The following is a 22573-nucleotide window of genomic DNA, read 5'->3' as shown; positions in this document are numbered from 1 at the left end:
CACCCGAAGGATCGGGTGCGGCGCGGCGATCATGCGGGCCGAAGTCCGGCTCAGTTCGTGCAGGGGATCGGCACTTCGACGACCTGATCGCCGCTACGCTGACGCACGGTGCAGACTTTCGGCTTCGGCGCTTCCGCGATCGGGGCCTGCTGCTGGATGCCGAGCAGGCGGTTGGAGTCGACCTCGACCGCGCTCGCCACAGTGGTATCCTTGGCACCCACCAGCGACAGGGCCAGTTTTCCGGTTGCTTGCGCCTGGGCGAGGGTCGCCACCTGTTGCGGGGTGACCTGAACTGTCACGGTCCGCGCGATGGTGGCCTGCTTGGTCGGGTCGGCACTGGAGGATTGATCGACCGCAATCACCGAAATGCCCGGCTCGATCAACCGCGTCACGTCGGTGTGGTCGGTCGCATTCGTGCCAGACCAGTAGACGTCGACATGGTCACCCGGTTGCAGGAAGCCCGAAACACCCGACGTCACGTCCACCTTGATCGCGAAAGCCCGCATCCCCGTCTCAAGCCGGGCGGTTATGCCTGCATCGCCGCCGGGTGCCGTGACGCTTGTCGTCAGGATCGGCTCGAATTTGTCCATCGGACGGAGCACGACGCGCGTCTGGTTCTCGCCGTCCGGAAACAGCACCGCAAGATCGGTGAACGCGGTGACGGGAACCGCGTCTTGCGGCCAGGACACCGACGCCACGTCTTCCTTCTTGAGAACATCGCCGTAGGCAACATCCTTGCGGATCACGAAGATCGGGACGGTCGCCACCGCCTTGCCCTGATTCGCCATCGCCGCGGCGTTCTGGTTGAGGATTCCGCGCGCCATATAGACTGCGAATCCGGCCAGAGCGACGCCGAGCACCAGGACCAGACTGAATACCAAACGCATGTTTCTGCCTCTCTCATACGGTCACGAAACGTTCGACGTCTTGCGCGCCACTCGTTTCTCGATTGGAGATTGTTGCACCGAATTGCGGCGAAAGGATGAAATTGGGAGGAATTGTCGACCCGGGGTTCCGACACCTTTGGTGGTGTCAGAAATCCAGCGTCTTGATGTTCTGGACGACAGACATCGCGCGAGCGTTGGACTTCGTCCCGCTGGTGCTCGCACTGCCCATCACGTCGCCGGCCATCAGCAGGGCGAGGGTGACCATTGCGCCGGCAAGAACGACCCAATCGACGGTCACGGCGCCGTCGGTATTGCGAACGAATGAGATGGCTCGGTCGTACATTGGAACACTCGCAAACTGGGTTGCTCGACCGGCTGGCCCTGGATCATCGACGGCGCGCAGATGGTGCTTGGACGATTGATCCCCGACGTTGCCGCAGTTTGGAAAAGGCCGCGCCCTCGGGAAGGCGCGGCCCGTCGCTTGAAGCGGGGAAGTTAACCCGCCGCTAATCAGTAGAGAGCGGTCGCCGGGGTCGTTTGCGAGCCGATGATGTTGGTCTTCAGCGTCGACGCGGTCGAGGTCAGGCCACCACCGACGGTGTTCATGACGACGATGCCCAGGCCCACGATCGCGGCGGTCAGCACGACCCAGTCAACGGTCACGGCGCCCGATTCGTCAGCGCGGAAGTTCTTCAGGATGTTGAACAGTTTCATTTGGGTGTCCCTTTCAAGGTTCATAAGGTTGATGGTCGTTTTCGTTGCTCGCCGCCTCGGGGTGTCTCACCGGGTTCCGTTCCGGTTCGTTTCCGTTTCGGCATGTCCTCATATAGCCCCCGAATCGTGGCCACACTTGGGCAGCACTCGTACATTTTCGGACAGTTGACATTTTCTCACTTGCCCACACGAAACCGCGATTATTCAGGTTAAGTTTATGAAAATGTTTAATAATACGTACGCACTCCACGCGTGTATGGCCTGAGTCCGGGTGATTTTCGCGGGTCGGGAAGCGGCAGATTCGGCTGCAATCGGGAAAAGATGGAATCGCCGGCGAATATCTGCGAAAAAGGAGTCAACGACCCGAAACGGGGCAGAGCAGGTTCAGGTCATGCGGCGGATTGCGCTAGGATTGAGTATTGCGGTCGCGATCTGCCCCCGGCCGGGGGCGGCGCAGACCCCCGACGCGATCCCCCCGCCCACGTTTCATATGGTCAAGCCTCCGGCGCCGGGCACCACGCGGTTCATCACCGTGCAGATCGACCCGGCCGAGCAGGCCGCCCGACTCGCCCCGCCGCCCACGCCAGCGCCGCCCATCACGCCCGCGCCGACCGTGGTGGCAGGACTGCCCCCGGTCACGCCGCTGCCGACCGGCAGCGCGCGCTATGGCTGGTACTGGGATTCGGTCTCGCCGTCGCTCGACGACCGCTCGGGGCGATTCGCCAAGGCGCTGGCGGCGCTGACCCTTGGCCCCGAGGGGCAGAGTGTTGCGGCGCCACGGCTGGCCGACATGCAGCAGATCGCGACCAGTTACGGCAAGGAGATTCTGGCGGCCACCATCGGCACCCAGGTTTCGCCCGCGCTCGCATTGGCGGTGATCGGGATCGAATCGAACGGCAACCCGAAGGCTGTCAGTTCGACCGGGGCGCAGGGCCTGATGCAATTGATCCCGGCCACCGCGTCACGTTTCAAGGTGGGCGACGCGTTCGACCCGGCGCAGAACATCAAGGGCGGCGTGACCTATCTCGACTGGCTGATGAAAACCTTCGACAGCGATCCGGTGATGGTGCTGGCGGCCTACAACGCGGGCGAGAACGCGGTGAAGAACGCGGGTGGCGTGCCTGCCGTCGCCGAGACGCGCGACTATGTGCCCAAGGTGCTGGCCGCCTGGACGGTGGCGCAGGGCCTCTGCCTGACCCCGCCGGAACTGGTCAGCGACGGTTGCGTGTTCCACACCGCGTCGAACTAAAGCGAATTGCGTTCCTCTTGAATCAGAATTCGCCCCAAGACTTGGGCGAATTCTGATGTCCTTGCGTCAGATGGAACGCAATTCGCTGTAGACGCCCGCATCCGCCATTCCGGCCAGCGTTCCCGCGTGGCGTTCACGACGGGCCGAGCGGGAAGGTCGTCAGCCGACAATCGTCGCCTCGGTCGCGGCACGCAGTTCGGACTCGTTTACCCCGGTGGCGCACTCGACGATCTTCAACCCGCCCGGCACCACGTCGAACACGCCGAAGTTGGTGATGATGCGGTCGACCACGCCTTTGCCGGTGAGCGGGAGGGTGCAGGCCTTCAGCACCTTCGATTCGCCATGCTTGCTGACGTGATCCATCACCACCACGACGCGGCCGACCCCCGCCACCAGATCCATCGCGCCGCCCATGCCCTTGACCAGTTTGCCGGGGATCATCCAGTTGGCAAGATCGCCGGTTTCCGACACCTCCATCGCGCCAAGGATCGCCATCGCGATCTTGCCGCCGCGAATCATCGCAAAGCTTTGGGCGCTGTCGAAATAGGCCGTCTGCGGCAGTTCGGTGATGGTCTGCTTGCCGGCGTTGATGAGGTCGGCATCCTCGTGGCCCGCCAGCGGGAAGGGGCCCATGCCCAGCATCCCGTTTTCCGATTGCAGCGTGACGCTGATCCCCTCGGGGATGTAGTTCGAGACCAGCGTCGGAATGCCGATGCCGAGGTTGACATACATCCCGTCGCGCAGTTCCTGTGCCGCGCGCGCGGCCATCTGGTTGCGGTCCCAAGCCATGATCGTTCCTCCTCAGGCCGCCTGAACGGTGCGGTTTTCGATGCGTTTCTCGTGCTCGCCCTGAATCAGGCGGTGCACATAGATGCCGGGCAGGTGGATCTTGTCGGGGTCGAGCGAGCCGAGCGGCACGATTTCCTCGACCTCGACCACGCAAACCTTGCCGCAGGTCGCTGCGGGCGGGTTGAAGTTGCGCGCGGTCTTGCGGAAGACGAGGTTGCCCGAGGTGTCGGCCTTCCACGCCTTCACGATCGACAGGTCGGCGACGATGCCGCGTTCCAGGATGTAGGTCTCGCCGTCGAACTCCTTGTGTTCCTTGCCCTCGGCGATGACGGTGCCGACGCCGGTGCGGGTGTAGAAGCCCGGAATGCCCGCGCCGCCCGCCCGCATCCGCTCGGCCAGCGTGCCCTGCGGGTTGAACTCCAGTTCCAGCTCGCCGCTAAGGTATTGGCGCATGAATTCCGCGTTCTCGCCGACGTAGGACGAGATCATCTTCTTCACCTGCCGCGTCTGCAGCAGGATGCCGAGGCCGAATGCATCCACGCCCGCGTTGTTCGATGCGACGGTGAGGTTCTTGGTGCCCGCGTCACGGATCGCCGCGATCAGCAACTCGGGGATGCCGCAGAGGCCGAAGCCACCGGACGCGATCATCATCCCGTCGAACAAGAGGCCGTCGAGCGCCGCGGCCGCGTCGGCATAGACCTTTTTCATGAGGCTCTCCCGAAAATTCCCTGCCGACGGTTGTGGCGCGGGGCGGTCGGGGTGTCAATCGCCGCACTGCGGCGCCGCCTGCGGCCGGGCAGGCGGGGGGTCGCACCCCGTCGCCATTGGTGCTCGACCCAATGGCGACCCCCGTGGGATATTTGAAAACGGAAGAAGGCGCGCGAGGGCGTCAGCTTGACGCGGTCTTCTTCGGCTTGGCGGCCACTTTCGGTTTCGCTGCGGCCTTCGGTTTCGCTGCAGCCTTCGGCTTGGCGGCGGCCTTCGGCTTGGCCGCGGCCTTGGGTTTGGCGGCGGCCTTGGGTCTGGCAACCTTGCCCTTGCCGCCCTTTGCGGCCTTCTCGTTCACCAGCGCCAGCGCCTCATCGAAGGTCACGGCCTCCGGTTCCATCTCTTTCGGCAGCGTGGCGAAGACCTTGCCCCATTTGACGTAAGGCCCGTAGCGGCCCGCCATCACCTGCATCGGCCCGCCGTCCGGATGCTCGCCCAGTTCCTTCAGCGGTGCTACGGCAGCGCCCGCGCCGCGCCCGCGCGTGGCTTTCTGCGCCAGCACTTCCACCGCGCGGTTCATGCCGATGGTAAAGACCTCCTCGACCTCGGGCAGGTTCGCGTAGGTCGTGTTGTGCTTCACATAGGGGCCATAGCGGCCGATCGCGGCCTCGACCGGCGCGCCATCGGCGGGGTGCGGCCCGATCGCGCGCGGCAGGTCGAGCAGCATCAGCGCCCGCTCCAGCGTCAGCGTGTCGGGCGCCCAGCCCTTGGGCAGGCTGGCGCGCGGCGGCTTGGGCGCCCCTTCGGTGGCCTCGCCGCGCTGGACGTAGGGCCCGAAGCGGCCGTTCCGGAGCGAGATTTCCAGCCCGGCGGGGTCGAGGCCCAGCACCTTGCCATCGACCATGCCGCTTTCTTCGCCGTTCACCGCCGAGATCGGGCGGGTGTAGCGGCATTCGGGGTAGTTCGAGCAGCCGATGAAGGCGCCGCCGGAGCGCGCCGTCTTGAGGTTCAGCCGACCCTTGCCGCAGGTCGGGCAGAGGCGCGGGTCCGACCCGTCGGCGCGCGGCGGATAGAGGTGGGGGGCGAGGAAATCGTCGATCTTCTCCAGCACCTCGCCGATCCTGAGGTCGGCGGTTTCGGCGATGGCGGCGGTGAAGTCGCGCCAGAAACGGGCCAGCACGTCCTTGTAGTCGCGGCTGCCGGCCGAGACATCGTCAAGCTGTTCTTCAAGGTCGGCGGTGAAGTCGTATTCGACATATTTGCGGAAGTAGTTGGTCAGGAAGGCCGTCACCAGCCGCCCCTTGTCCTCGGGGATCAGGCGGTTCTTGTCCTTGCGCACATATTCGCGGTCCTGGATCGTGGTGACGATCGAGGCGTAGGTGGAGGGGCGGCCGATGCCAAGCTCTTCCATCCGCTTGACCAGCGTCGCCTCGGTATAGCGCGGCGGCGGTTGGGTGAAGTGCTGTTCGGGCGCAACGGAGCGCTTTTCGGCGGGCTCGCCCTGCATGATCTGCGGCAGGCGGGCGCCGTCTTCGCCTTCCCCGCCGGCCGAGCCGGCAAGCGTATCGACGTCGTCGCGGCCCTCGTCGTAGACCGCCATGAAGCCGTCGAACAGCACGACCTGACCGGTCGCGCGCAGTTCGACCTGGCCGTCGGCGCTGGCGACGTCGACGGTGGTGCGTTCCATCCGGGCGGCCGCCATCTGGCTCGCGATGGTGCGTTTCCAGATCAGATCGTAGAGGCGGCGCTGATCGGCGTCGGTGATCTTCAGCGTGTCGGGGGCGGCCGACATCTCGGTTGGCCGGATGCATTCATGCGCTTCCTGCGCGTTCTTGGCCTTGTTCTTGTACATCCGCGGGCTGTCGGGGACGTATTGCGGGCCAAAGCGGCGGGCGATCTCGTCGCGCGCCGCCATCACCGCTTCGGGCGCCATGTCGATGCCGTCGGTCCGCATGTAGGTGATGTGGCCCGCCTCGTAGAGTCGCTGGGCCGCCGACATGCAGGCCTTGGCGCCCATGCCGAACTTGCGGCTGGCCTCCTGCTGCAGGGTCGAGGTCATGAACGGCGCGTAGGGGTTGCGGCTGGCGGGCTTGGCCTCGACCGATTTCACCGTCAATGCGCGGGAGGTGACAGCCTGCACCGCCAGTTCGGCCGCCTCGGCGGTGGGAATGTCGTATCTGTCCAGCTTCCGGCCGCCCAGAACGGTCAGCCGCGCCTCGTAGGTCTGACCGCGCGGGGTGGCGAGGGTGGCGGACACGGTCCAGTATTCGCGGGCGCGGAACGCCTCGATCTCCATCTCGCGCTCGACGATCAGGCGCAGGCAGACCGACTGCACGCGGCCCGCCGATTTCGCGCCCGGCAGCTTGCGCCAGAGCACCGGCGACAGGTTGAATCCCACGAGGTAGTCCAGCGCGCGGCGGGCAAGGTAGGCCTCGACCAGCGCGGTATCGACCTGGCGCGGGTGGGCCATCGCATCCGTCACCGCCGCCTTGGTGATCGCGTTGAAGGTGACGCGGCTGACCTTGGTATCCTTCTTGATCGCCTTCGCCAGCGCCTCCTGCAGGTGCCAGGAAATCGCTTCGCCCTCGCGGTCGGGGTCGGTGGCGAGGATCAGTTCGTTGTCCGTCTTCAGCGCCTCGGTGATCGCCCGGATGTGCTTCTTGCTGTCGGCCGCGATCTCCCAGGTCATCGCGAAGTCGTGGTCGGGATCCACCGAGCCATCCTTGGCGGGCAGGTCGCGGACATGGCCATAGGACGCGAGAACCGTGTAATCGGAGCCGAGATACTTGTTGATTGTCTTGGCTTTGGCCGGGGACTCGACGACGACGACTGGCATGAAACTCTCTTTCGGCACGGCCTTTGCGGCGGCGGGGCAAGATGCGGGCGAAGGCCGGGCATTGTCAATGGAGGCTCTGCCCTGCGTTCGGCGCTTGACCGGCGACCGGCTCGGGCGGAGATTGGGTGCGGCGGAGGCAGGGCGGCCAAGCGATGCGGATGGGGATGATGGCGGCCGGGGTTCTGGCGGTGCTGGCCGGGCCCGCCTTCGGCTGGGACGTTCCGGCCCGCGGCACGGCGCTGCGGGCGGCCCTGATGGACGCGGCGCGACCTGCTGCGGAACGGGATCTGGGCGCGCCGGTCGAGTTCGTGGTGGGGCAGTTGCGCGTGGCGGGCAATGTCGCCTTTGCCGCGCTGCAGCCGCAGCGGCCGGGTGGCGGACAGATCGACCTGCGCCTGACGCCGCTGGTCGCCCGCGACGGCAATGACCCGGAGTATATGGACGGCACCCATATGGAGGTGCTCTATCGCCGGTCGGGTGCAACCTGGATCGCGGTGGCGTGGCAGTTCGGCTCGACCGATGTCTGGTACGCGACGCCAGAGTATTGCGCGGCGTTCCGGGCGGTCATTCCCGAGGTCTGCGCCATGATCGGGCAGTAGGCTTCCGGAGTCCTCAGTTCAGTTTCGACAGCAGGCCGCCCGGCTGGCGCAGCACCTTGCCCTCCAGTTCCAGCGTCAGCAGGTGTGGCGCGACCTCGGCCGGGCTGAGCGCGAGGTCGCGGATCAGTTGATCCTCGGCCAGCGGGCTGGGGCCGAGGCGGGCGAGGATGGCGCCGTGCAGCGCCGCGATCTCGCGCAGCGGGCGCGACGGCGGGCGTTTGGGGTTCTCCTCGGTGACGAATGGCGGGGCCGGGGCGATCTCCTTTCGTGGCGGCGCTTGCGCGGGGGCCAGCGCCTCGAGCACGTCGGCGGCGCTGCGCACCAGAGTGGCGCCGTCGCGGATCAGCATGTTGCAGCCCCCGGCGCGGGCGTCGAACGGGTGGCCGGGCACGGCGTAAACCTCGCGTCCCTGATCCAGCGCAGTCTTCGCGGTGATCAGGCTGCCGGACCGCGACGCGGCCTCGATCACCACAACCGCCTGGGCCAGCCCCGAGATCAACCGGTTGCGCACCGGGAAGTGGCGCGCCTGCGGTTCCAGCCCCATTGGCTGTTCCGACAGTCGGCACCCCGTCTCGGCGATGCGGCGGGCAAGGTCGGCGTTCTCGACGGGGTAGATGGTGTCGACGCCACCGGCCTGCACCGCCACGGTGGCACCCGGCAGCGCGGTTTCATGCGCGGCCGCGTCGATGCCGCGGGCAAGGCCCGAGACTACGACGAATCCCGCCTCCTTCAACTCGGCGGCCATCCGCCGCGCCATCCGGATGCCAAGGCTCGAGGCGTTGCGCGCGCCGACCAGGGCCACCATCGGGCGCGTCAGCAGGGCCGGATCGCCGATCACCCAGAGCAGCGGCGGGGCGTCGGGCAGATCGGACAGCGCCGCCGGGTAATGCGGCATGCCGCGCAGCACCATCCGGGCGCCCGCCTTGCGCGCGGCGGCAACCTCGGCGCGGGCGACCTCGACCGGGCAGGGGGCATAGCCCTCGACCCCGGCCGCCTGCGCGACCTCGGGCAGCGCCGCCAGCGCGGCGGCGGCCGATCCGTGGTCGGCGATCAGCCGCCAGAAGGTGACCGGCCCGACCCTGCGGGAGCGAATGAGGCGAAGCCAGGCGAGGGCGTCCTCCTCCGGGGGGGGTGGGGTGCAGGGGGGTGAAGAAGTAAACTGCCCGTCCGCCATGTCGACCTCGCCTCATTCACGAGTCGCAGGCTGAACGGGTAAGGTTAACCCCCGGTGAATCGCTCCCCGCCGGCCGTCAGGACGCCGAGCCGCCCACCGTCAGCCCGCCGATCAGCAGCGTCGGCTGGCCGACGCCGACCGGCACCCACTGCCCGGCCTTGCCGCAGTTGCCGATGCCGGGGTCGAGCGCCAGGTCGTTGCCGATGGCGCGCACCTGCTTCATCGCGGCGGGGCCGTCGCCGATCAGGGTGGCGCCCTTCACCGGGGCGCCGATCTTGCCGTCTTTCACCCGGTAGGCCTCGGTGCAGGAAAAGACGAACTTGCCGTTGGTGATGTCGACCTGACCGCCGCCGAAGCCGACGGCATAGATGCCATCCTTCAGCTCGGCCAGAATCGCCGCCGGATCAGCGGTGCCGCCCAGCATGTAGGTGTTGGTCATGCGCGGCATCGGAATATGGGCGTGGCTTTCGCGCCGCCCGTTGCCGGTGGGGGCCACGCCCATCAGGCGCGCGTTCTGGCGATCCTGCATGTAGCCCACCAGAATCCCGTCCTCGATCAGCACGTTGCGCCCCGAGGGCGTGCCCTCGTCATCGACCGTGATCGAGCCGCGACGGTCGGGGATGGTGCCGTCGTCGAGCACCGTCACGCCCTTCGCGGCGACCTGTTGCCCGAGCAACCCGGCGAAGGCCGAGGTGCCCTTGCGGTTGAAATCCCCCTCCAGCCCGTGGCCCACGGCCTCGTGCAGCATCACGCCGGGCCAGCCCGGCCCCAGCACGACATCCATCACCCCGGCCGGGGCGGGCACCGCCTCGATGTTCACCAGCGCGATGCGCAGCGCCTCGCGCGCCACCGCCTGCCAGTTGTCGCGGGCGATCAGGCCGTCGAGGCCGCAGCGCCCGCCACCCCCGGCGCCGCCGCTTTCGCGCCGCCCGGCCTGTTCCACGATGACCGAGACATTTAGCCGCGCCATCGGCCGCACGTCGGTGAGGCGCAGCCCGTCGGGGCGCAGAATCTCCACCTCCTGCAACGAGGCGGCGATGGTCGCCGAGACCTGCACGACGCGCGAATCAAGGCCGCGGGCGTAGGCGTCGATCTCGCGCAGCACCTCGACCTTGACCGGGAAAGAGGCGCCCGCGATCGGATCGGCGTCGGTGTAAAGCCTGCGGTTGGTGCCCTGCGGCGCGTCGGCCATCGTGCCGCCGCCATCGCCCACCGCCAGCCGCGCGGTTTCGGCCGCACGCAACAAAGCCTGTTCCGTCAGATGAGTGGAATGCGCATAGCCCGCCACGTCGCCCCGCACGGCGCGCAGCCCGAAACCTTCCGAGGCGTCATAGCTCGCCGTCTTGATGCGCCCGTCATCGAGCACCAGCGCCTCGGACCGGCGGCGTTCGAGGAACAACTCGCCATCGTCCGCGCCGTGCGTGGCCGCCCGCAGAATCGCCAGCGCGCGCGCCTCGTCCAGATGGGTCTCGAAGGGGCGGAAGCTGTCTTGGGTCATGGCCGGGCCTTTCGCGTGTCGTTGATGCAGATCAAGAGGCGGCGCGATGCCGCAACAGTTTTGCTTGTCGATCCCGCCGTAATATGGTTTCTCCGGAAGCCTAAACAATGGGATACTGCGCCGGTTGGCCAGTGAACCGAAAAGCGGCCCAGCCAGCCGCGAAGCAACGGGAACACAAGATGCGACTCTCGACGTTGAAATCGGGCCTCGGTGCCGGGATTGCCTTCTTCGCATCGGCGGCGGCCGCCTTCGCCGACACCGCCGTGCCGATCATCGGCAAGCCGGTCGACGGCGCGATGGGGTTCCAGCCCGCCGGCACGATCGTGGCGCGCCACATCCACGGCCTGGAGGGCATGATCACCGACATCATGACCGGGATCGTGATCTTCGTGTCGCTGCTGCTGGTCTACGTGATGATCCGCTTCAACAAGAAGGCGAACCCGACGCCGTCGAAGTTCACCCACAACTCGCCGCTCGAAATCGCCTGGACGCTGATCCCGATCGTGATTCTGGTCATCATCGGCGCCTACTCGCTGCCGGTGCTGTTCCTGGAAGAAGAAATCCCGACGGCCGACATGACCGTGAAGGTGACCGGCAACCAGTGGTTCTGGAGCTATGCCTACAAGAACGAGGGCATCGGCTTCGACAGCTTCATGCTGACGCAGGACAAGCTGCAAGCCGCGGGCTACGACGAGAGCGATTACCGGCTGGCGGTCGACAATCCGCTGGTCGTGCCGGTCGGCAAGACCGTGGTGCTGCAGATCACCGGCGCCGACGTCATCCACTCGTGGAAGGTGCCCGCCTTCGGCGTGATGCAGGACGCCGTGCCGGGCCGCGTGGCCGAGGCGTGGTTCAAGGCCGATACACCCGGAATTTACTTCGGTCAGTGCTCGGAACTGTGCGGCAAGGACCATGCCTTCATGCCGATCGAGGTCAAGGTGCTGAGCGAAGACGACTACGCCAAGTGGCTGGTCACGGCGAAAAAGCTGTTCGCCAGTGCGGATGCCCCGGCGGCGTCCGTGCAGCTGGCCTCCAACTGAGCGCAGGCCGGACCCTGCGCGCATAGCGCGGCCCCGCCCGACACGAGGACGACATGAGCGATATCCGGGTCTACGAGCAGGGCGGCGAGGCGGGCTTCGGCGACTACGTCCAGCTCCTCAAGCCGCGCGTGATGTCGCTGGTGGTGTTCACCGCGCTGGTCGGCCTGCTGGTCGCGCCGGTGCATGTGCATCCGGTCATCGCGTTCTCCTCGATCCTGTTCATCGCTTTGGGCGGCGGGGCTTCCGGCGCGCTGAACATGTGGTGGGATGCCGACATCGACGCCAAGATGCGCCGCACGCAAGGCCGGCCGGTGCCCTCGGGCCGCGTCACCGCGGACGAGGCGCTGGCGGTCGGGCTGGGCCTGTCGGGCATTGCGGTGGTGATGCTGGCGCTGGCCGCGAATGTCTTCGCAGCGGCGCTGCTGGCCTTCACGATCTTCTTCTACGCCGTCGTCTACACGATGTGGCTGAAGCGCTCGACGCCGCAGAACATCGTCATCGGTGGCGCGGCCGGGGCCTTCCCGCCAATGATCGGCTGGGCGGTGGCAACCGGCGGAGTCAGTGTCGAAAGCCTGCTGATGTTCGCGCTGATCTTCATGTGGACGCCGCCGCACTTCTGGTCGCTGGCGCTCTTCATGAAGGAAGACTACTCCAACGCGGGCGTGCCGATGCTGACGGTGACGCACGGCCGCAAGGCGACGCGGGCGCATATCCTGGTCTACACGATCCTGCTGGTGCCGGTGGCGATCGGGATGGCGTTCACCTCGATCGGCGGGCCGGTCTACCTCGCCACCTCGGTGGTGCTGAACGCGGGGTTCCTGCTTGGTGCCTGGAAGATCTGGCGGCGTGACGAGGCCGTGGCCGAGGCCGACAAATACGCGTTGGAAAAGCGCGTGTTCCGGTTCTCGCTGCTGTATCTTTTCCTGCACTTCGGCGCGCTTTTGGCGCAGGCGGTGCTGCGCAACTATGGCCTGGGGGGCTGGTGATGTCGTTCCAGCCGGATCACGAACTGCACAAGCGCCGCCTTGGCCGCAACCTCGGTATCGGGCTGTCGCTGCTGGCCTTCGTCGTCATCGTCTTCGGCATGACCATCGTGAAGGTGTCGCACGAACCGCATCCCGACCTGCCCGCGACGTCCGCCGTCGGGGTGACGCCGTGAGCGGGGCGGGCGCGTTCTTTCGCGCAGTTGCGGCGCTGGCGGTGGTCTCGGCTTGCGCTGGCGGTGCCGCCTGGGCGGCCTGGCCGCAGCTTGGCCAGTTGACCGGCCTTGCCGCGCAAAATCCGCTGAATCGAACGGTGACCATCCGCTTCGCCGCCGCGCCCGAGAATGGCAATCCCTGGCAGTTCCACCCGTTGCAGGACCAGATGACGGTGCGACTGGGCGAGACCGGGATCGCCTTCTACGAGGCCGAGAACACGACCGACCACCCGATCACCGGACAGGCGCAGTACAGCGTGACGCCCGCGGCGGTGGATGGCTACGTCGTGCGCATTGCCTGCTTCTGCACCTCGACGCAGGCGCTTCAGCCGCATGAGAAGATCGAGATGCCGGTGACCTTCTTCGTCGATCCGTCGATCGCGGCCGATCCGAAGATGTCCACCCTGAAGGACATCACGTTGTCCTATACCTTTCACGAGGCGCAAACGCCCGAACGGCAGGCCGCGGTGACCACCGCCCCTGCCGCACCTGTCAACTGAGCCGACGAGGGATCGCTATGGCGCATGAACGAAACCACGACTACCAAATCCTGCCGCCGTCCATCTGGCCCTTCATCGGGGCTCTTGGCGCGTTCATCATGCTGTTCGGGGCGGTGCTGGCGATGCACCAGATGGGCCCCTGGATGTTCCTGATCGGCGTCCTGATGGTGCTTTATGTCATGTTCGGCTGGTGGTCCGACGTGGTGCGCGAAGGCAATACCGGCGAGCACACCCCGGTCGTGCGCATCAGCCTGCGCTACGGCTTCATCATGTTCATCATGTCCGAGGTGATGTTCTTCGCGGCCTGGTTCTGGACCTTCTTCAAGCATGCGCTCTATCCCGGCGGCGCGGCGGAAAGCGCGGTTTACGCCGTCTGGCCGCCGAAGGGCATCGAGACCTTCGACCCTTGGCACCTGCCGATCATCAACACGCTGATCCTGCTCTGCTCGGGCGCGGCGGCGACTTGGGCGCACCATGCGCTGGTGCACGACAACAACCGTAAGGACATGATCAACGGCCTGATCCTGGCGATGCTGCTGGGCGCCTGCTTCACGGCCTGCCAGGCCTATGAATACAGCGAGGCCACCTTCGGCTTTGCCGGCAACATCTACGGCGCCTCGTTCTTCATGGCGACCGGGTTCCACGGCGCCCATGTCATCATCGGCACGATCTTCCTTGGGGTCTGCCTGATCCGGGCGATCCGGGGCGATTTCACGCCGACCGAACATGTCGGCTTTGAAGCCGCCGCTTGGTACTGGCACTTCGTCGATGTGGTCTGGCTGTTCCTCTTCGCCGCGATCTACATCTGGGGCAGCGCCTGACACCCCGTTCTCGCGTCCGGGCCCGGCCGGGCGCCGCCTGACCCCAAAGCGCGGGCCGCAAGGCGCGCGCTTTTTCCTTGCCGGAGAGCCGCATGAACCGCCGTTACATCTTCCCGATCCTGCTGGGTCTGATCGGCGCGGGCATCCTCGTCAGCCTTGGCGTCTGGCAATTGCACCGCCTGCACTGGAAAGAGGCGATGCTGGCCGAGATCTCGGCCCGCATCGCCGCCGCGCCGGTGCCGCTGCCCACCCAGCCGGACCCGGGGCGCGACCAGTATCTGGCGGTGACGGTCCGCGGCGACGTGCAGCCGCAAGAGCTGCATGTGCTGACCTCGGACAGTGATACCGGCCCCGGCTACCGCGTCATCTCGCCCTTCGTCACCGCCGAGGAACGGCGGGTGATGGTCGATCGCGGCTTCGTTCCCGAGGTCGGCGCGGCGGCGGCGCGGGCCGGTTTTGCCACCGTGCTGGTCGGCAACCTGCAATGGCCGAACGAGACCGACGGCTTCACCCCCGCGCCCGACCTGAAGGGCGACATCTGGTTCGCCCGCGACGTGGCGAAGATGGCCGCGGCGCTGAAGACCGAGCCGGTGCTGATCGTCGCGAAGGCCGCGCCGGGCGAAAGCCCCGCCATCACCCCGATCCCGGTGGATACCTCGGGCATCCGCAATGAACACCTGAACTACGCCATCACATGGTTTTCCCTCGCCCTCTGCTGGCTGGGGATGACAGGGCTTCTTCTGTGGCGTATCAGGCGGAAACAGCTCTAGGGCCGGGGACAAATGCACTACATATCGACACGGGGCGCCGCACCCATCCTATCCTTCGAACAGGCGATGCTGACCGGCCTTGCCCGCGACGGCGGTCTTTATGTGCCCGAGTCCGTGCCGCAACTGACCGCCGCCGAGATCGCGGGGCTGGCGGGCCTGAGCTACGAGGACACTGCGTTCCGGGTGATGTGGCCCTTCCTTGGCGGCGCCTTCACCGCGGCGGAGTTTCGCGACCTGATCGCGCGCGCTTACGCGGGCTTCGGCCACGCCGCCCGGGCGCCGCTGGTGCAGCTTGGGGCGAACCACTTCCTGCTGGAGTTGTTCCACGGCCCGACGCTGGCCTTCAAAGACTTCGCCATGCAGTTGATCGGGCAGCTCTTTCAGGCGGCACTGGCACGGTCGGGCAAGCGCGTCACCATCGTCGGCGCGACCTCGGGCGATACCGGCTCGGCGGCGATCGAGGCGTTCCGGGGGCTGGCCAATGTCGACGTGTTCATCCTTTATCCACATGGCCGCGTCAGCCCGGTGCAGCGCCGCCAGATGACGACGCCGACCGAGTCCAACGTTCACGCGCTGGCCGTGCATGGCGATTTCGACGATTGCCAGGCCCGCGTGAAGGACATGTTCAACGATTTCGCCTTCCGCGATGCGGTCGGGCTGGCGGGCGTGAACTCGATCAACTGGGCGCGGGTGCTGGCGCAGGTGGTCTATTATTTCACCTCGGCGGTCAGCCTTGGCGCGCCGCACCGCGCCGTCAGCTTCGCCGTGCCCACCGGCAATTTCGGCGACATCTTCGCAGGCTACATTGCGCGCGGCATGGGCCTGCCGATCGAGAAGCTGGTGGTGGCCACCAACCAGAACGACATCCTGCACCGCGCGCTGACCTCGGGCGCCTATGTCACCGATGGCGTCAGGCCGTCGATGAGCCCGTCGATGGATATCCAGGTCTCGTCCAACTTCGAGCGCGCGCTGTTCGATGCCTACGGCCGCGACGGCGCCGCCGTGGCGCAACTGATGGGTGAACTGGCGCTGGGCGGCTTCACCATCAGCCAGGGCGCGATCACGCGGTTGCGCGCCACCTTCGCCTCGGGCCGCTGTTCCGAGGCCGAGACCGAATTCACCATCGAGCGCATCTATCATCAGACCGGCGAGGTGCTGTGCCCGCATACCGCCGTCGGCGTGAAGGTGGCCGAGGAGCATCTGGGCGCCACGCCGATGATCACCCTGGCCACCGCCCACCCGGCGAAGTTCCCCGACGCCGTCGAGGCTGCCATCGGCCTGCGCCCGGCGCTGCCCGCCCGGATGGCCGACCTTTTCGAGCGGCCCGAGCGTCTGACCGAGGTGCCCAACGACCTTGCCGCCCTGCAAACCCTGATCCGCGAAAGGATCGCCGCGTGAATTGTCGCCTGACCACGTTGCCCAACGGCCTGCGCATCGTCACCGAGGCGATGCCGGGGCTCAAGTCCGCCTCTGTCGGGGTCTGGGTGATGGCCGGGGGGCGGCACGAACGGGCCGAACAGAACGGCATCGCGCATTTCCTCGAACACATGGCGTTCAAGGGCACGACCCGCCGCAGCGCGCTGCAGATCGCCGAGGCGATCGAGGATGTGGGCGGCTACATCAACGCCTACACCAGCCGCGAGATGACGGCCTATTATGCCCGCGTGCTGCAGGATGACGTGCCGCTGGCGATCGACGTGATCGCCGACATCGTGCTGAACCCGGTGTTCGATCCCAAAGAGATCGAGGTGGAACGCCACGTCATCCTGCAAGAGATCGGGCAGGCGCTGGACACGCCGGACGACGTGATCTTCGACTGGTTGCAGGAAGCGGCCTACCCCGATCAGCCCTTCGGCCGCTCCATCCTCGGCCCGGCAGAACGGATCAGCGCCTTCAATCGTGACGACCTGCAACGCTTCGTGGGCGAACATTACGGCCCCGACCAGATGATTCTGGCCGCGGCTGGCGGGGTCGATCACGACCGCATCGTCGAGATTGCCACCGAGGTGTTCGGGGCGCTGAGGCCGGTCGGCCTGGCCCTGATCCAGCCCGCTAGCTTTTCGGGCGGCGAACGGCGCGAGGCGAAGTCGCTGGAGCAGGTGCACTTCGCGCTCGCCTTCGAGGGGCCGGGCTATCGCGACGACGCGATGTACACCAGCCAGGTGCTGTCGACCGCGCTGGGCGGCGGCATGTCCTCGCGCCTGTTCCAGAAGATCCGCGAGGAGCGGGGGCTGTGCTACTCGATCTTCGCGCAGGCGGGTGCCTACGAGGATACCGGCATGTTCACGATCTACGCCGGCACCTCGGCCGAAGAGATCGCCGAACTGGCGGGCCTGACCATCGACGAGCTGAAACGCTCGGCCGACGACATGACCGAGGCCGAGGTGGCCCGCGCCCGCGCGCAGATGAAGGCGGGAATGCTGATGGGGCTGGAAAGCCCGTCCTCGCGCGCCGAGCGGCTGGCGCGGCTGCTGTCGATCTGGGGCCGGGTGCCCGATGTCGACGAGGCGGTCGCCAAGATCGACGCGGTGACCACCGCCGAGGTGCGCCGCCACGCGGGCGACCTGGCCACGGCCGGGCGCGCGGCGCTGGCGCTTTACGGCCCGGTGTCCGAGGCGCCCGATCTTGAGGCGCTGCGCCGGAGGCTTGCCGCCTGATGTGGGGCGCGCGCCGCAAGGTGCGGATCGAGACGGAGCGGCTGATCCTGCGGCCGCCGGTGCACGCCGATTTCCCGGCCTGGACCGAGTTGCGCCGCGCCTCCGCCGCCTTCCTGCAACCCTGGGAGCCGACCTGGGCCGAGGATCACCTGTCGCGCCGCGCCTTCACCAACCGCGTCTACTGGGCCGCGCGCGCCGTGCGCAGCGGCACCGCGCTGCCGGTGTTCCTGATCCGCAGCGCCGATCATATGCTGGTGGGGGCGATCACGCTCGACAATATCCGCCGCGGCCCGGCGCAGGCGGGGACGCTGGGCTATTGGGTCGGCCAGCCCTTCGCGCGCCGGGGCTACATGAGCGAGGCGATCCCGGCGCTGGTCGATCACGCCTTTTCCGCGCTCGACCTCAGCCGCATCGAGGCGGCCTGTCTGCCGGAAAACGCCGCCTCGCGCGGGGTGCTGGAAAAGAGCGGCTTCAAATACGAGGGCGTCGCGCAAAGCTACCTGCAGATCAACGGGCGCTGGCGCAACCATGTGCTTTACGCCAGCCTGCGCCGTGACCGGCGCGGCCGCACCGACGTGGGCTGAACCATGACGGTCTGGGTCGCCCTTTTGCGTGCGGTGAACGTCTCGGGCGTCAACCCGCTGCCGATGGCCGAGTTCCGCGCGATGCTGGCCGATCTGCGCCTGCAATCGGCCAAGACCTATGTGCAAAGCGGCAACGCCGTGTTCCGCTCGGACCTTGCCGCGGCCGCCCTGTCGGCGCGCATCGCCGATGGTGTGCTGGCCCGCTTCGGCTTCCGCCCGCCGGTCCTGGTGATGGGCCGGGGGCCGTTTCTGGCCGCGCTGGACGCCAACCCGTTTCCGGCGGTGGCGGAACCGACCCATGTGCACGCCCTCTTCATGGAACGCGCGCTGCCCGACGCCGGGTTCGCCTTTCTGAAAACGCTGGCGGCCGAGGGCGAAAGCTATGCCGTGCGTGGCAAGGTGCTGTGGCTGCACCTGCCGCAGGGGTTCGGCCGCTCGACGCTCGCCAGGCGGGTGATGGCCTTGCCGGTGGAGATCACGGCGCGCAATCTGCGCTCGGTCCGGGCGATCGCCGATCTGGCGCGGAGCCTCGGGCCGGGCTGACGACGCCCGGTCTGACCGGATGGACAGGAGATGCCGATGCTGAACCCCGCCGATGCCGCCTTCGCCGCCCGTCTGGTGGCGGCGCTGCCCGAGGGCACGCTCAAGCCGGTATCCCCCGCCTATCTGGAGGAGCCGCGCGCCCGGTTCTACGGGCAGGGCGGCGCGCTGGCCGCCCCGCGCAGCGTGGACGAAGTGGCGGCGGTGGTGCGCCTTTGCGCCGATGCGCGGGTGGGGATCGTGCCCTGGGGCGGCGGCACCGGCCTTGTCGGTGGTCAGATCATGCCCGAGGGGCGGCCCGCGCCGCTGATCCTGTCGCTGGAACGGATGGCGGCGATCCGCGCGATCTACCCCGAGGAAAACGTGCTGATCGCCGAGGCGGGGGCAATTCTGGCCGATGTGCATCAGGCGGCGCGGGCGGTGGACCGGCTGTTCCCGCTGACGCTGGCCTCGCAGGGCTCGTGCCGGATCGGCGGCAATCTGGCCACCAACGCAGGCGGCGTGAATGTGCTGCGCTATGGCAATGCGCGCGAGCTGTGCCTGGGGGTCGAGGCGGTGCTGGCCGACGGCACGATCTGGCATGGGTTGAAGCGGCTGCGGAAGGACAACACCGGCTATGACCTGCGCGACCTGATCGTGGGATCCGAAGGCACGCTTGCCATCATCACGGCCGCCAGTCTGAAGCTGTCGCCGATTCCGGGCGCCGAGGGGGCGGCGCTGATCGTGGTGGACAGCCCCGCCGCCGCGCTGACGCTGCTGGCGATGGCGCGCGAACGGATGGCCGAGGGCGTTTCGGCCTTCGAGCTGATCCACCGGGTGGGGTTCGACTTCCTGACCGAGACGATGCCGGAGTTCCGCCAGCCTTTCGCGGTGCCGCCGGAGTGGTCGGTGCTGATCGACGTCGGCCTGCCGCGCGGGCAGGATCCTTCGGCCGCGCTGGCCGATCTGTTCGGCGACGCGCTGGTGGCGGGGCTCGTCTCCGACGGCATCATCGCCCAGTCCGAGGCGCAGCGGGCCGCGTTCTGGACCCTGCGCGAGATGCTGCCCGAGGGCAACCGCCGGATCGGCGCGATCTCCTCGCACGACATTTCGCTGCCGCTGTCGGGGATAGCGGCCTTCATCACCCGCGCCGGGGCCGCGCTGGCGGCGCTTGGTGACTGGCGGGTGAACTGCTTTGGCCATCTGGGCGATGGCAACCTGCACTACAACGTCTTCCCCGCGCGGGGCCGCCACCGCGCCGACTACGACAACCGGCGTGGCGAGGTGAAACGGCTCGTGCACGACATGGTGCACGCGATGGGCGGCTCGGTCAGCGCCGAGCATGGTATCGGCCGACTGAAGGTCGATGACCTTGAACGCTATTCAGACCCCGCAAAACTGGCGGCGATGCGGGCGGTGAAGGCGGCGCTGGACCCGTTGGGCATCCTCAATCCAGGCGCGGTGCTGCGCGCCTGACAGCTTCCTTTCGAAATGCCCCCGCCGGAGGGGACCGGCGGGGCGCGGTTTGGGGTTACGTTCTTGCAAGCAGCGCCCGATGCACCGGGCAGCCTCAGATTTACGCCGATTCTCTTGCCAAACTGCTAATGCCCGTCGAATTCGCACAGCGCGTGAACGTCCATCCCCAGCGCCTCCAGCCGTTTGCGCCCGCCCAGTTCGGGCAGGTCGATCACGAAGGCGCAGCCGATGACGCTGGCGCCCAGCCGCTCGATCAGCTTGATGCCCGCCTCGGCGGTGCCGCCGGTGGCCAGCAAATCATCGACCAGCAACACTTTTTCACCGGGTTGCAGGGCATCGTCATGAATCTCCATGATTGCCTCGCCGTATTCCAGCTTGTAGTCCTGCGCGATCGTCGTGCCCGGCAGCTTGCCTTTCTTGCGGATCGGCACGAAGCCGCGGCTGAGCTGGTGCGCGATGGCGCCGCCAAGGATGAACCCGCGCGCCTCCAGCGCGGCGACCTTGTCGATCCGCACACCGGCATAAGGATGCAGCAACTGGTCGATCGCCATGCGAAAGCCGCGCGCATCCAGAAACAGCGTGGTCACGTCGCGAAACAGGATCCCCTCGTGCGGGAAGTCGGCGATGGTGCGGATGTAGTCCTTGACGGTCTTGGTCATGTCATTGGCCTTTCAGGAAAATCTCAGCGCAGCACGCGGCCCGCCACGGCATCGAGCCGGGCCAGCAGGCCTGGGTCGCGCTTGGCGGGGGCGGTCATGATGGCATGGGTCAGCGCGTGATCGCAGCCCTGCGGGCAGGGCGCGCGGGTGGCGCCGAGACGGCCGGGCAACCCGGCGATCAGGGCCCGCGCGCGGCCCGCGTTGCCGGTCAGCGTGCCAATCACGGCCGCCACATCGACCGCGTCGTGACCGGGGTGCCAGCAGTCGTAGTCGGTGACCATCGCGACCGAGGCATAGCACAGTTCGGCCTCGCGGGCGAGTTTGGCCTCGGGCATGTTGGTCATGCCGATCACGTCGGCGCCCCAGTGCTTGCGGTACATCCGGCTTTCGGCAAGGGTCGAGAACTGCGGCCCCTCCATCGCCAGATAGGTGCCGCCGTCGTGCACGGTGATGCCCGCCTCGATCGCCGCCGAAAGGCAGGCCGCGCCAAGGCGCGCGCAAGTCGGGCGGGCAAGGCTGACGTGGGCCACGCAACCCATTCCGAAGAAAGACTTTTCCCGTGCGAACGTGCGGTCGATGAACTGGTCCGCGATGACGAAATCGCCCGGCGCCATGTCCTCGCGGAACGACCCGCAGGCGGAGACCGAGATCACGTCGGTCACCCCCAGCCGCTTCAGCGCGTCGATGTTGGCGCGGTAGGGCACATCGGTCGGGGAATGGACGTGACCACGGCCGTGGCGCGGCAGGAAGGCCATCGCGACACCGTCGAGGCGGCCGACAAGGATCTGATCCGACGGCGTTCCCCAGGGGCTTGCGACGGTCTGCCAGTGCGCGCCGACGAGCCCCGGAATGTCGTAGAGGCCCGAGCCGCCGATGACGCCGATCATCCGTTCCATCACGGTCCCCCTTGGTGTGCGGGGTCAGACTAGTGGGAACCGAAGGGACGGAAAAGTTCCGTTTTGCCGCAACCTCTTGGATTCAAGTTTCAAGTGCAACGGTTGATTTGAAGGCCGCGAGTTCTTCGGCCATGGCTTCCTCGGGTGTTTTCCATCCGAGGGTCTTGCGTGGGCGCTGGTTCATCAGTCACGCCACGTCGTTCAGTTCGGTCTGACTGATGCCGCTCAGGTCGGTGCCCTTGGGGAAGAACTGGCGCAGCAATCCGTTGGTGTTCTCGTTCGAGCCGCGCTGCCAGGGGGCGTGCGGGTCGCAAAACCAGATGTCGATCTTCAGACGCGCGCCAGTTCCGGGTGGCAGGCCATTTCCGATCCGCGGTCGTAGGTCATGCTCTTGCGCAGTGCCGCGGGCAGCCGTTTCATCTGTCGCGTAAAGCCGTCCAGCGCTGCGTCAGCGGTGCAGCCGCGCATCTTGCTGAGAATGAGATAGCGGGTCTTGCGCTTGACCACCGTGCCCACTGCCGAGCGGTTGAACGCCCCCTTGATCAGATCGCCTTCCTATTAGCCGGTAGGCGATGCTTGCATCGCCGTAAGGCCAGTGCCCGGGAACAAGGCGGCCCTCGATTTCTTCGGGGCGGTGGATGATCCGCAACGATTCCGGGGCGATAGAGCCGCCGGACAGGGTGGTGCGCCGCAACCCGCGGGCGGGTTTCGCCTGCCGCAGTGCCGCGAGCATCTCCGCCTTCAGCCCGCCCCTCGGCTGCGCGTAGATCGCGGCATAGATGGTCTCATGGCTGATCTGGCGGGTCGGATCCTCGGGATGCATGGCCCGAAGCTTGCGCGCAATCTGCTCGGGTGACCAGCGCCGGTGGATCAGCTTGCCTCGCACAAAGTCATGCAGCCAGCCGCCGAGGGCAAGCTTTTGCCGCCGTCCGCAGTGTTTGCGGCGCGCACGATACTCCAGCCCGCCGCGTTGCGCGCAGTAGGGCTGGGCGGGCAACC

24 protein-coding genes and 1 pseudogene are annotated in these 22573 nt (G+C 67.2%); 13 read left to right on the top strand and 12 right to left on the bottom strand.

The window, feature by feature from the left end; all coding sequences use genetic code 11:
• Positions 1 to 50 precede the first annotated feature (50 nt).
• The 3 genes from cpaB to AC11WY_RS17265 form a co-directional block, all read right to left on the bottom strand.
• Positions 51 to 887, bottom strand: a complete 837-nt coding sequence (gene cpaB / locus AC11WY_RS17275) for a Flp pilus assembly protein CpaB (protein WP_482927781.1) — start codon at positions 885 to 887, stop codon at positions 51 to 53.
• A gap of 145 nt (positions 888 to 1032) precedes the next feature.
• Positions 1033 to 1230, bottom strand: coding sequence for a hypothetical protein (locus AC11WY_RS17270; RefSeq protein ID WP_482927779.1), 198 nt, complete (start codon positions 1228 to 1230; stop codon positions 1033 to 1035).
• Between the two features lie 167 nt (positions 1231 to 1397).
• Positions 1398 to 1601, bottom strand: a complete 204-nt coding sequence (locus tag AC11WY_RS17265) for a Flp family type IVb pilin (protein WP_482927777.1) — start codon at positions 1599 to 1601, stop codon at positions 1398 to 1400.
• Positions 1602 to 1992: 391 nt separating this feature from the next.
• Between AC11WY_RS17265 and AC11WY_RS17260 the strand changes: the two genes are divergently transcribed.
• A complete protein-coding gene (locus AC11WY_RS17260) occupies positions 1993 to 2850 on the top strand; it encodes a lytic transglycosylase domain-containing protein (RefSeq protein WP_482927775.1) in 858 nt (285 codons plus the stop codon).
• A gap of 159 nt (positions 2851 to 3009) precedes the next feature.
• Here the strand turns inward: AC11WY_RS17260 and AC11WY_RS17255 are convergent, their stop codons facing one another.
• The 3 genes from AC11WY_RS17255 to topA form a co-directional block, all read right to left on the bottom strand.
• Positions 3010 to 3639 (bottom strand): 3-oxoacid CoA-transferase subunit B, encoded by a 630-nt coding sequence (locus AC11WY_RS17255; protein WP_482927773.1) that lies wholly within the window; start codon positions 3637 to 3639, stop codon positions 3010 to 3012.
• Positions 3640 to 3651: 12 nt separating this feature from the next.
• Entirely contained in the window at positions 3652 to 4347 is a 696-nt protein-coding gene (locus AC11WY_RS17250) for a CoA transferase subunit A (RefSeq protein WP_482927771.1), read from the bottom strand.
• A 181-nt stretch (positions 4348 to 4528) separates the two neighbouring features.
• A complete protein-coding gene (gene topA, locus AC11WY_RS17245) occupies positions 4529 to 7183 on the bottom strand; it encodes a type I DNA topoisomerase (RefSeq protein WP_482927769.1) in 2655 nt (884 codons plus the stop codon).
• Positions 7184 to 7350: 167 nt separating this feature from the next.
• On the opposite strand from topA, the gene AC11WY_RS17240 reads away from it, so the two are divergent.
• Positions 7351 to 7782 carry a hypothetical protein gene (locus tag AC11WY_RS17240; protein WP_482927768.1) on the top strand — a complete coding sequence of 144 codons (432 nt, stop codon included), beginning with the start codon at positions 7351 to 7353 and terminating at the stop codon, positions 7780 to 7782.
• A 13-nt stretch (positions 7783 to 7795) separates the two neighbouring features.
• Here AC11WY_RS17240 and dprA read toward each other — a convergent pair whose 3' ends face one another.
• Both dprA and tldD read right to left on the bottom strand, forming a co-directional pair.
• Positions 7796 to 8956 carry a DNA-processing protein DprA gene (gene dprA, locus AC11WY_RS17235; protein WP_482927766.1) on the bottom strand — a complete coding sequence of 387 codons (1161 nt, stop codon included), beginning with the start codon at positions 8954 to 8956 and terminating at the stop codon, positions 7796 to 7798.
• A 76-nt stretch (positions 8957 to 9032) separates the two neighbouring features.
• Positions 9033 to 10454 (bottom strand): metalloprotease TldD, encoded by a 1422-nt coding sequence (gene tldD / locus AC11WY_RS17230; RefSeq protein ID WP_482927764.1) that lies wholly within the window; start codon positions 10452 to 10454, stop codon positions 9033 to 9035.
• 179 nt (positions 10455 to 10633) lie between these two features.
• Between tldD and coxB the strand changes: the two genes are divergently transcribed.
• The 11 genes from coxB to AC11WY_RS17175 all read left to right on the top strand — a co-directional run bounded on the left by coxB (position 10634) and on the right by AC11WY_RS17175 (position 20019).
• Complete coding sequence (gene coxB / locus AC11WY_RS17225; protein WP_482927763.1) at positions 10634 to 11494, top strand: cytochrome c oxidase subunit II; 861 nt, start codon at positions 10634 to 10636, stop codon at positions 11492 to 11494.
• Positions 11495 to 11547: 53 nt separating this feature from the next.
• Complete coding sequence (gene cyoE, locus AC11WY_RS17220; protein ID WP_482927761.1) at positions 11548 to 12480, top strand: heme o synthase; 933 nt, start codon at positions 11548 to 11550, stop codon at positions 12478 to 12480.
• On the top strand, positions 12480 to 12653 hold the full coding sequence (locus AC11WY_RS17215) for a hypothetical protein (RefSeq protein WP_482927759.1): 174 nt from the start codon (positions 12480 to 12482) through the stop codon (positions 12651 to 12653). Before cyoE ends, AC11WY_RS17215 begins: the two co-directional genes overlap by 1 nt.
• A complete protein-coding gene (locus AC11WY_RS17210; RefSeq protein ID WP_482927757.1) occupies positions 12650 to 13192 on the top strand; it encodes a cytochrome c oxidase assembly protein in 543 nt (180 codons plus the stop codon). The genes AC11WY_RS17215 and AC11WY_RS17210 overlap by 4 nt, the downstream gene beginning before the upstream one ends.
• Positions 13193 to 13209: 17 nt before the next feature.
• The gene (locus AC11WY_RS17205) at positions 13210 to 14013 is read left to right on the top strand and encodes a cytochrome c oxidase subunit 3 (RefSeq protein WP_482927755.1); all 804 of its coding nucleotides are present in this window, start codon (positions 13210 to 13212) and stop codon (positions 14011 to 14013) included.
• Positions 14014 to 14105: 92 nt separating this feature from the next.
• Positions 14106 to 14783 carry an SURF1 family protein gene (locus AC11WY_RS17200; RefSeq protein ID WP_482927753.1) on the top strand — a complete coding sequence of 226 codons (678 nt, stop codon included), beginning with the start codon at positions 14106 to 14108 and terminating at the stop codon, positions 14781 to 14783.
• Positions 14784 to 14795: 12 nt separating this feature from the next.
• Positions 14796 to 16181: a threonine synthase gene (thrC, locus tag AC11WY_RS17195; RefSeq protein WP_482927752.1), complete on the top strand. Its 1386-nt coding sequence runs from the start codon at positions 14796 to 14798 to the stop codon at positions 16179 to 16181.
• On the top strand, positions 16178 to 17440 hold the full coding sequence (locus AC11WY_RS17190) for a M16 family metallopeptidase (RefSeq protein WP_482927750.1): 1263 nt from the start codon (positions 16178 to 16180) through the stop codon (positions 17438 to 17440). Before thrC ends, AC11WY_RS17190 begins: the two co-directional genes overlap by 4 nt.
• Positions 17440 to 18024 (top strand): GNAT family N-acetyltransferase, encoded by a 585-nt coding sequence (locus AC11WY_RS17185; protein ID WP_482927748.1) that lies wholly within the window; start codon positions 17440 to 17442, stop codon positions 18022 to 18024. The genes AC11WY_RS17190 and AC11WY_RS17185 overlap by 1 nt, the downstream gene beginning before the upstream one ends.
• A 3-nt stretch (positions 18025 to 18027) precedes the next feature.
• The gene (locus tag AC11WY_RS17180) at positions 18028 to 18567 is read left to right on the top strand and encodes a DUF1697 domain-containing protein (RefSeq protein ID WP_482927746.1); all 540 of its coding nucleotides are present in this window, start codon (positions 18028 to 18030) and stop codon (positions 18565 to 18567) included.
• A 36-nt stretch (positions 18568 to 18603) separates the two neighbouring features.
• Entirely contained in the window at positions 18604 to 20019 is a 1416-nt protein-coding gene (locus AC11WY_RS17175; protein ID WP_482927744.1) for an FAD-binding oxidoreductase, read from the top strand.
• Positions 20020 to 20144: 125 nt separating this feature from the next.
• Here AC11WY_RS17175 and AC11WY_RS17170 read toward each other — a convergent pair whose 3' ends face one another.
• The 4 genes and pseudogenes from AC11WY_RS17170 to AC11WY_RS17155 form a co-directional block, all read right to left on the bottom strand.
• Complete coding sequence (locus AC11WY_RS17170; protein WP_482927742.1) at positions 20145 to 20678, bottom strand: adenine phosphoribosyltransferase; 534 nt, start codon at positions 20676 to 20678, stop codon at positions 20145 to 20147.
• 23 nt (positions 20679 to 20701) lie between these two features.
• Entirely contained in the window at positions 20702 to 21574 is an 873-nt protein-coding gene (locus tag AC11WY_RS17165; RefSeq protein WP_482927740.1) for an S-methyl-5'-thioadenosine phosphorylase, read from the bottom strand.
• An 82-nt stretch (positions 21575 to 21656) separates the two neighbouring features.
• Positions 21657 to 21967: pseudogene (locus AC11WY_RS17160) on the bottom strand (IS30 family transposase); the annotation flags it as partial.
• A gap of 55 nt (positions 21968 to 22022) precedes the next feature.
• Positions 22023 to 22573 (bottom strand): transposase (locus AC11WY_RS17155; protein WP_482927738.1); only part of this gene is annotated, 551 nt, incomplete at its 5' end.

This window comes from Solirhodobacter sp., from assembly GCF_964715405.1.
Note: the sequence above shows the minus strand (reverse complement) of the source record. Positions and strands in the feature narration are given on the sequence as shown.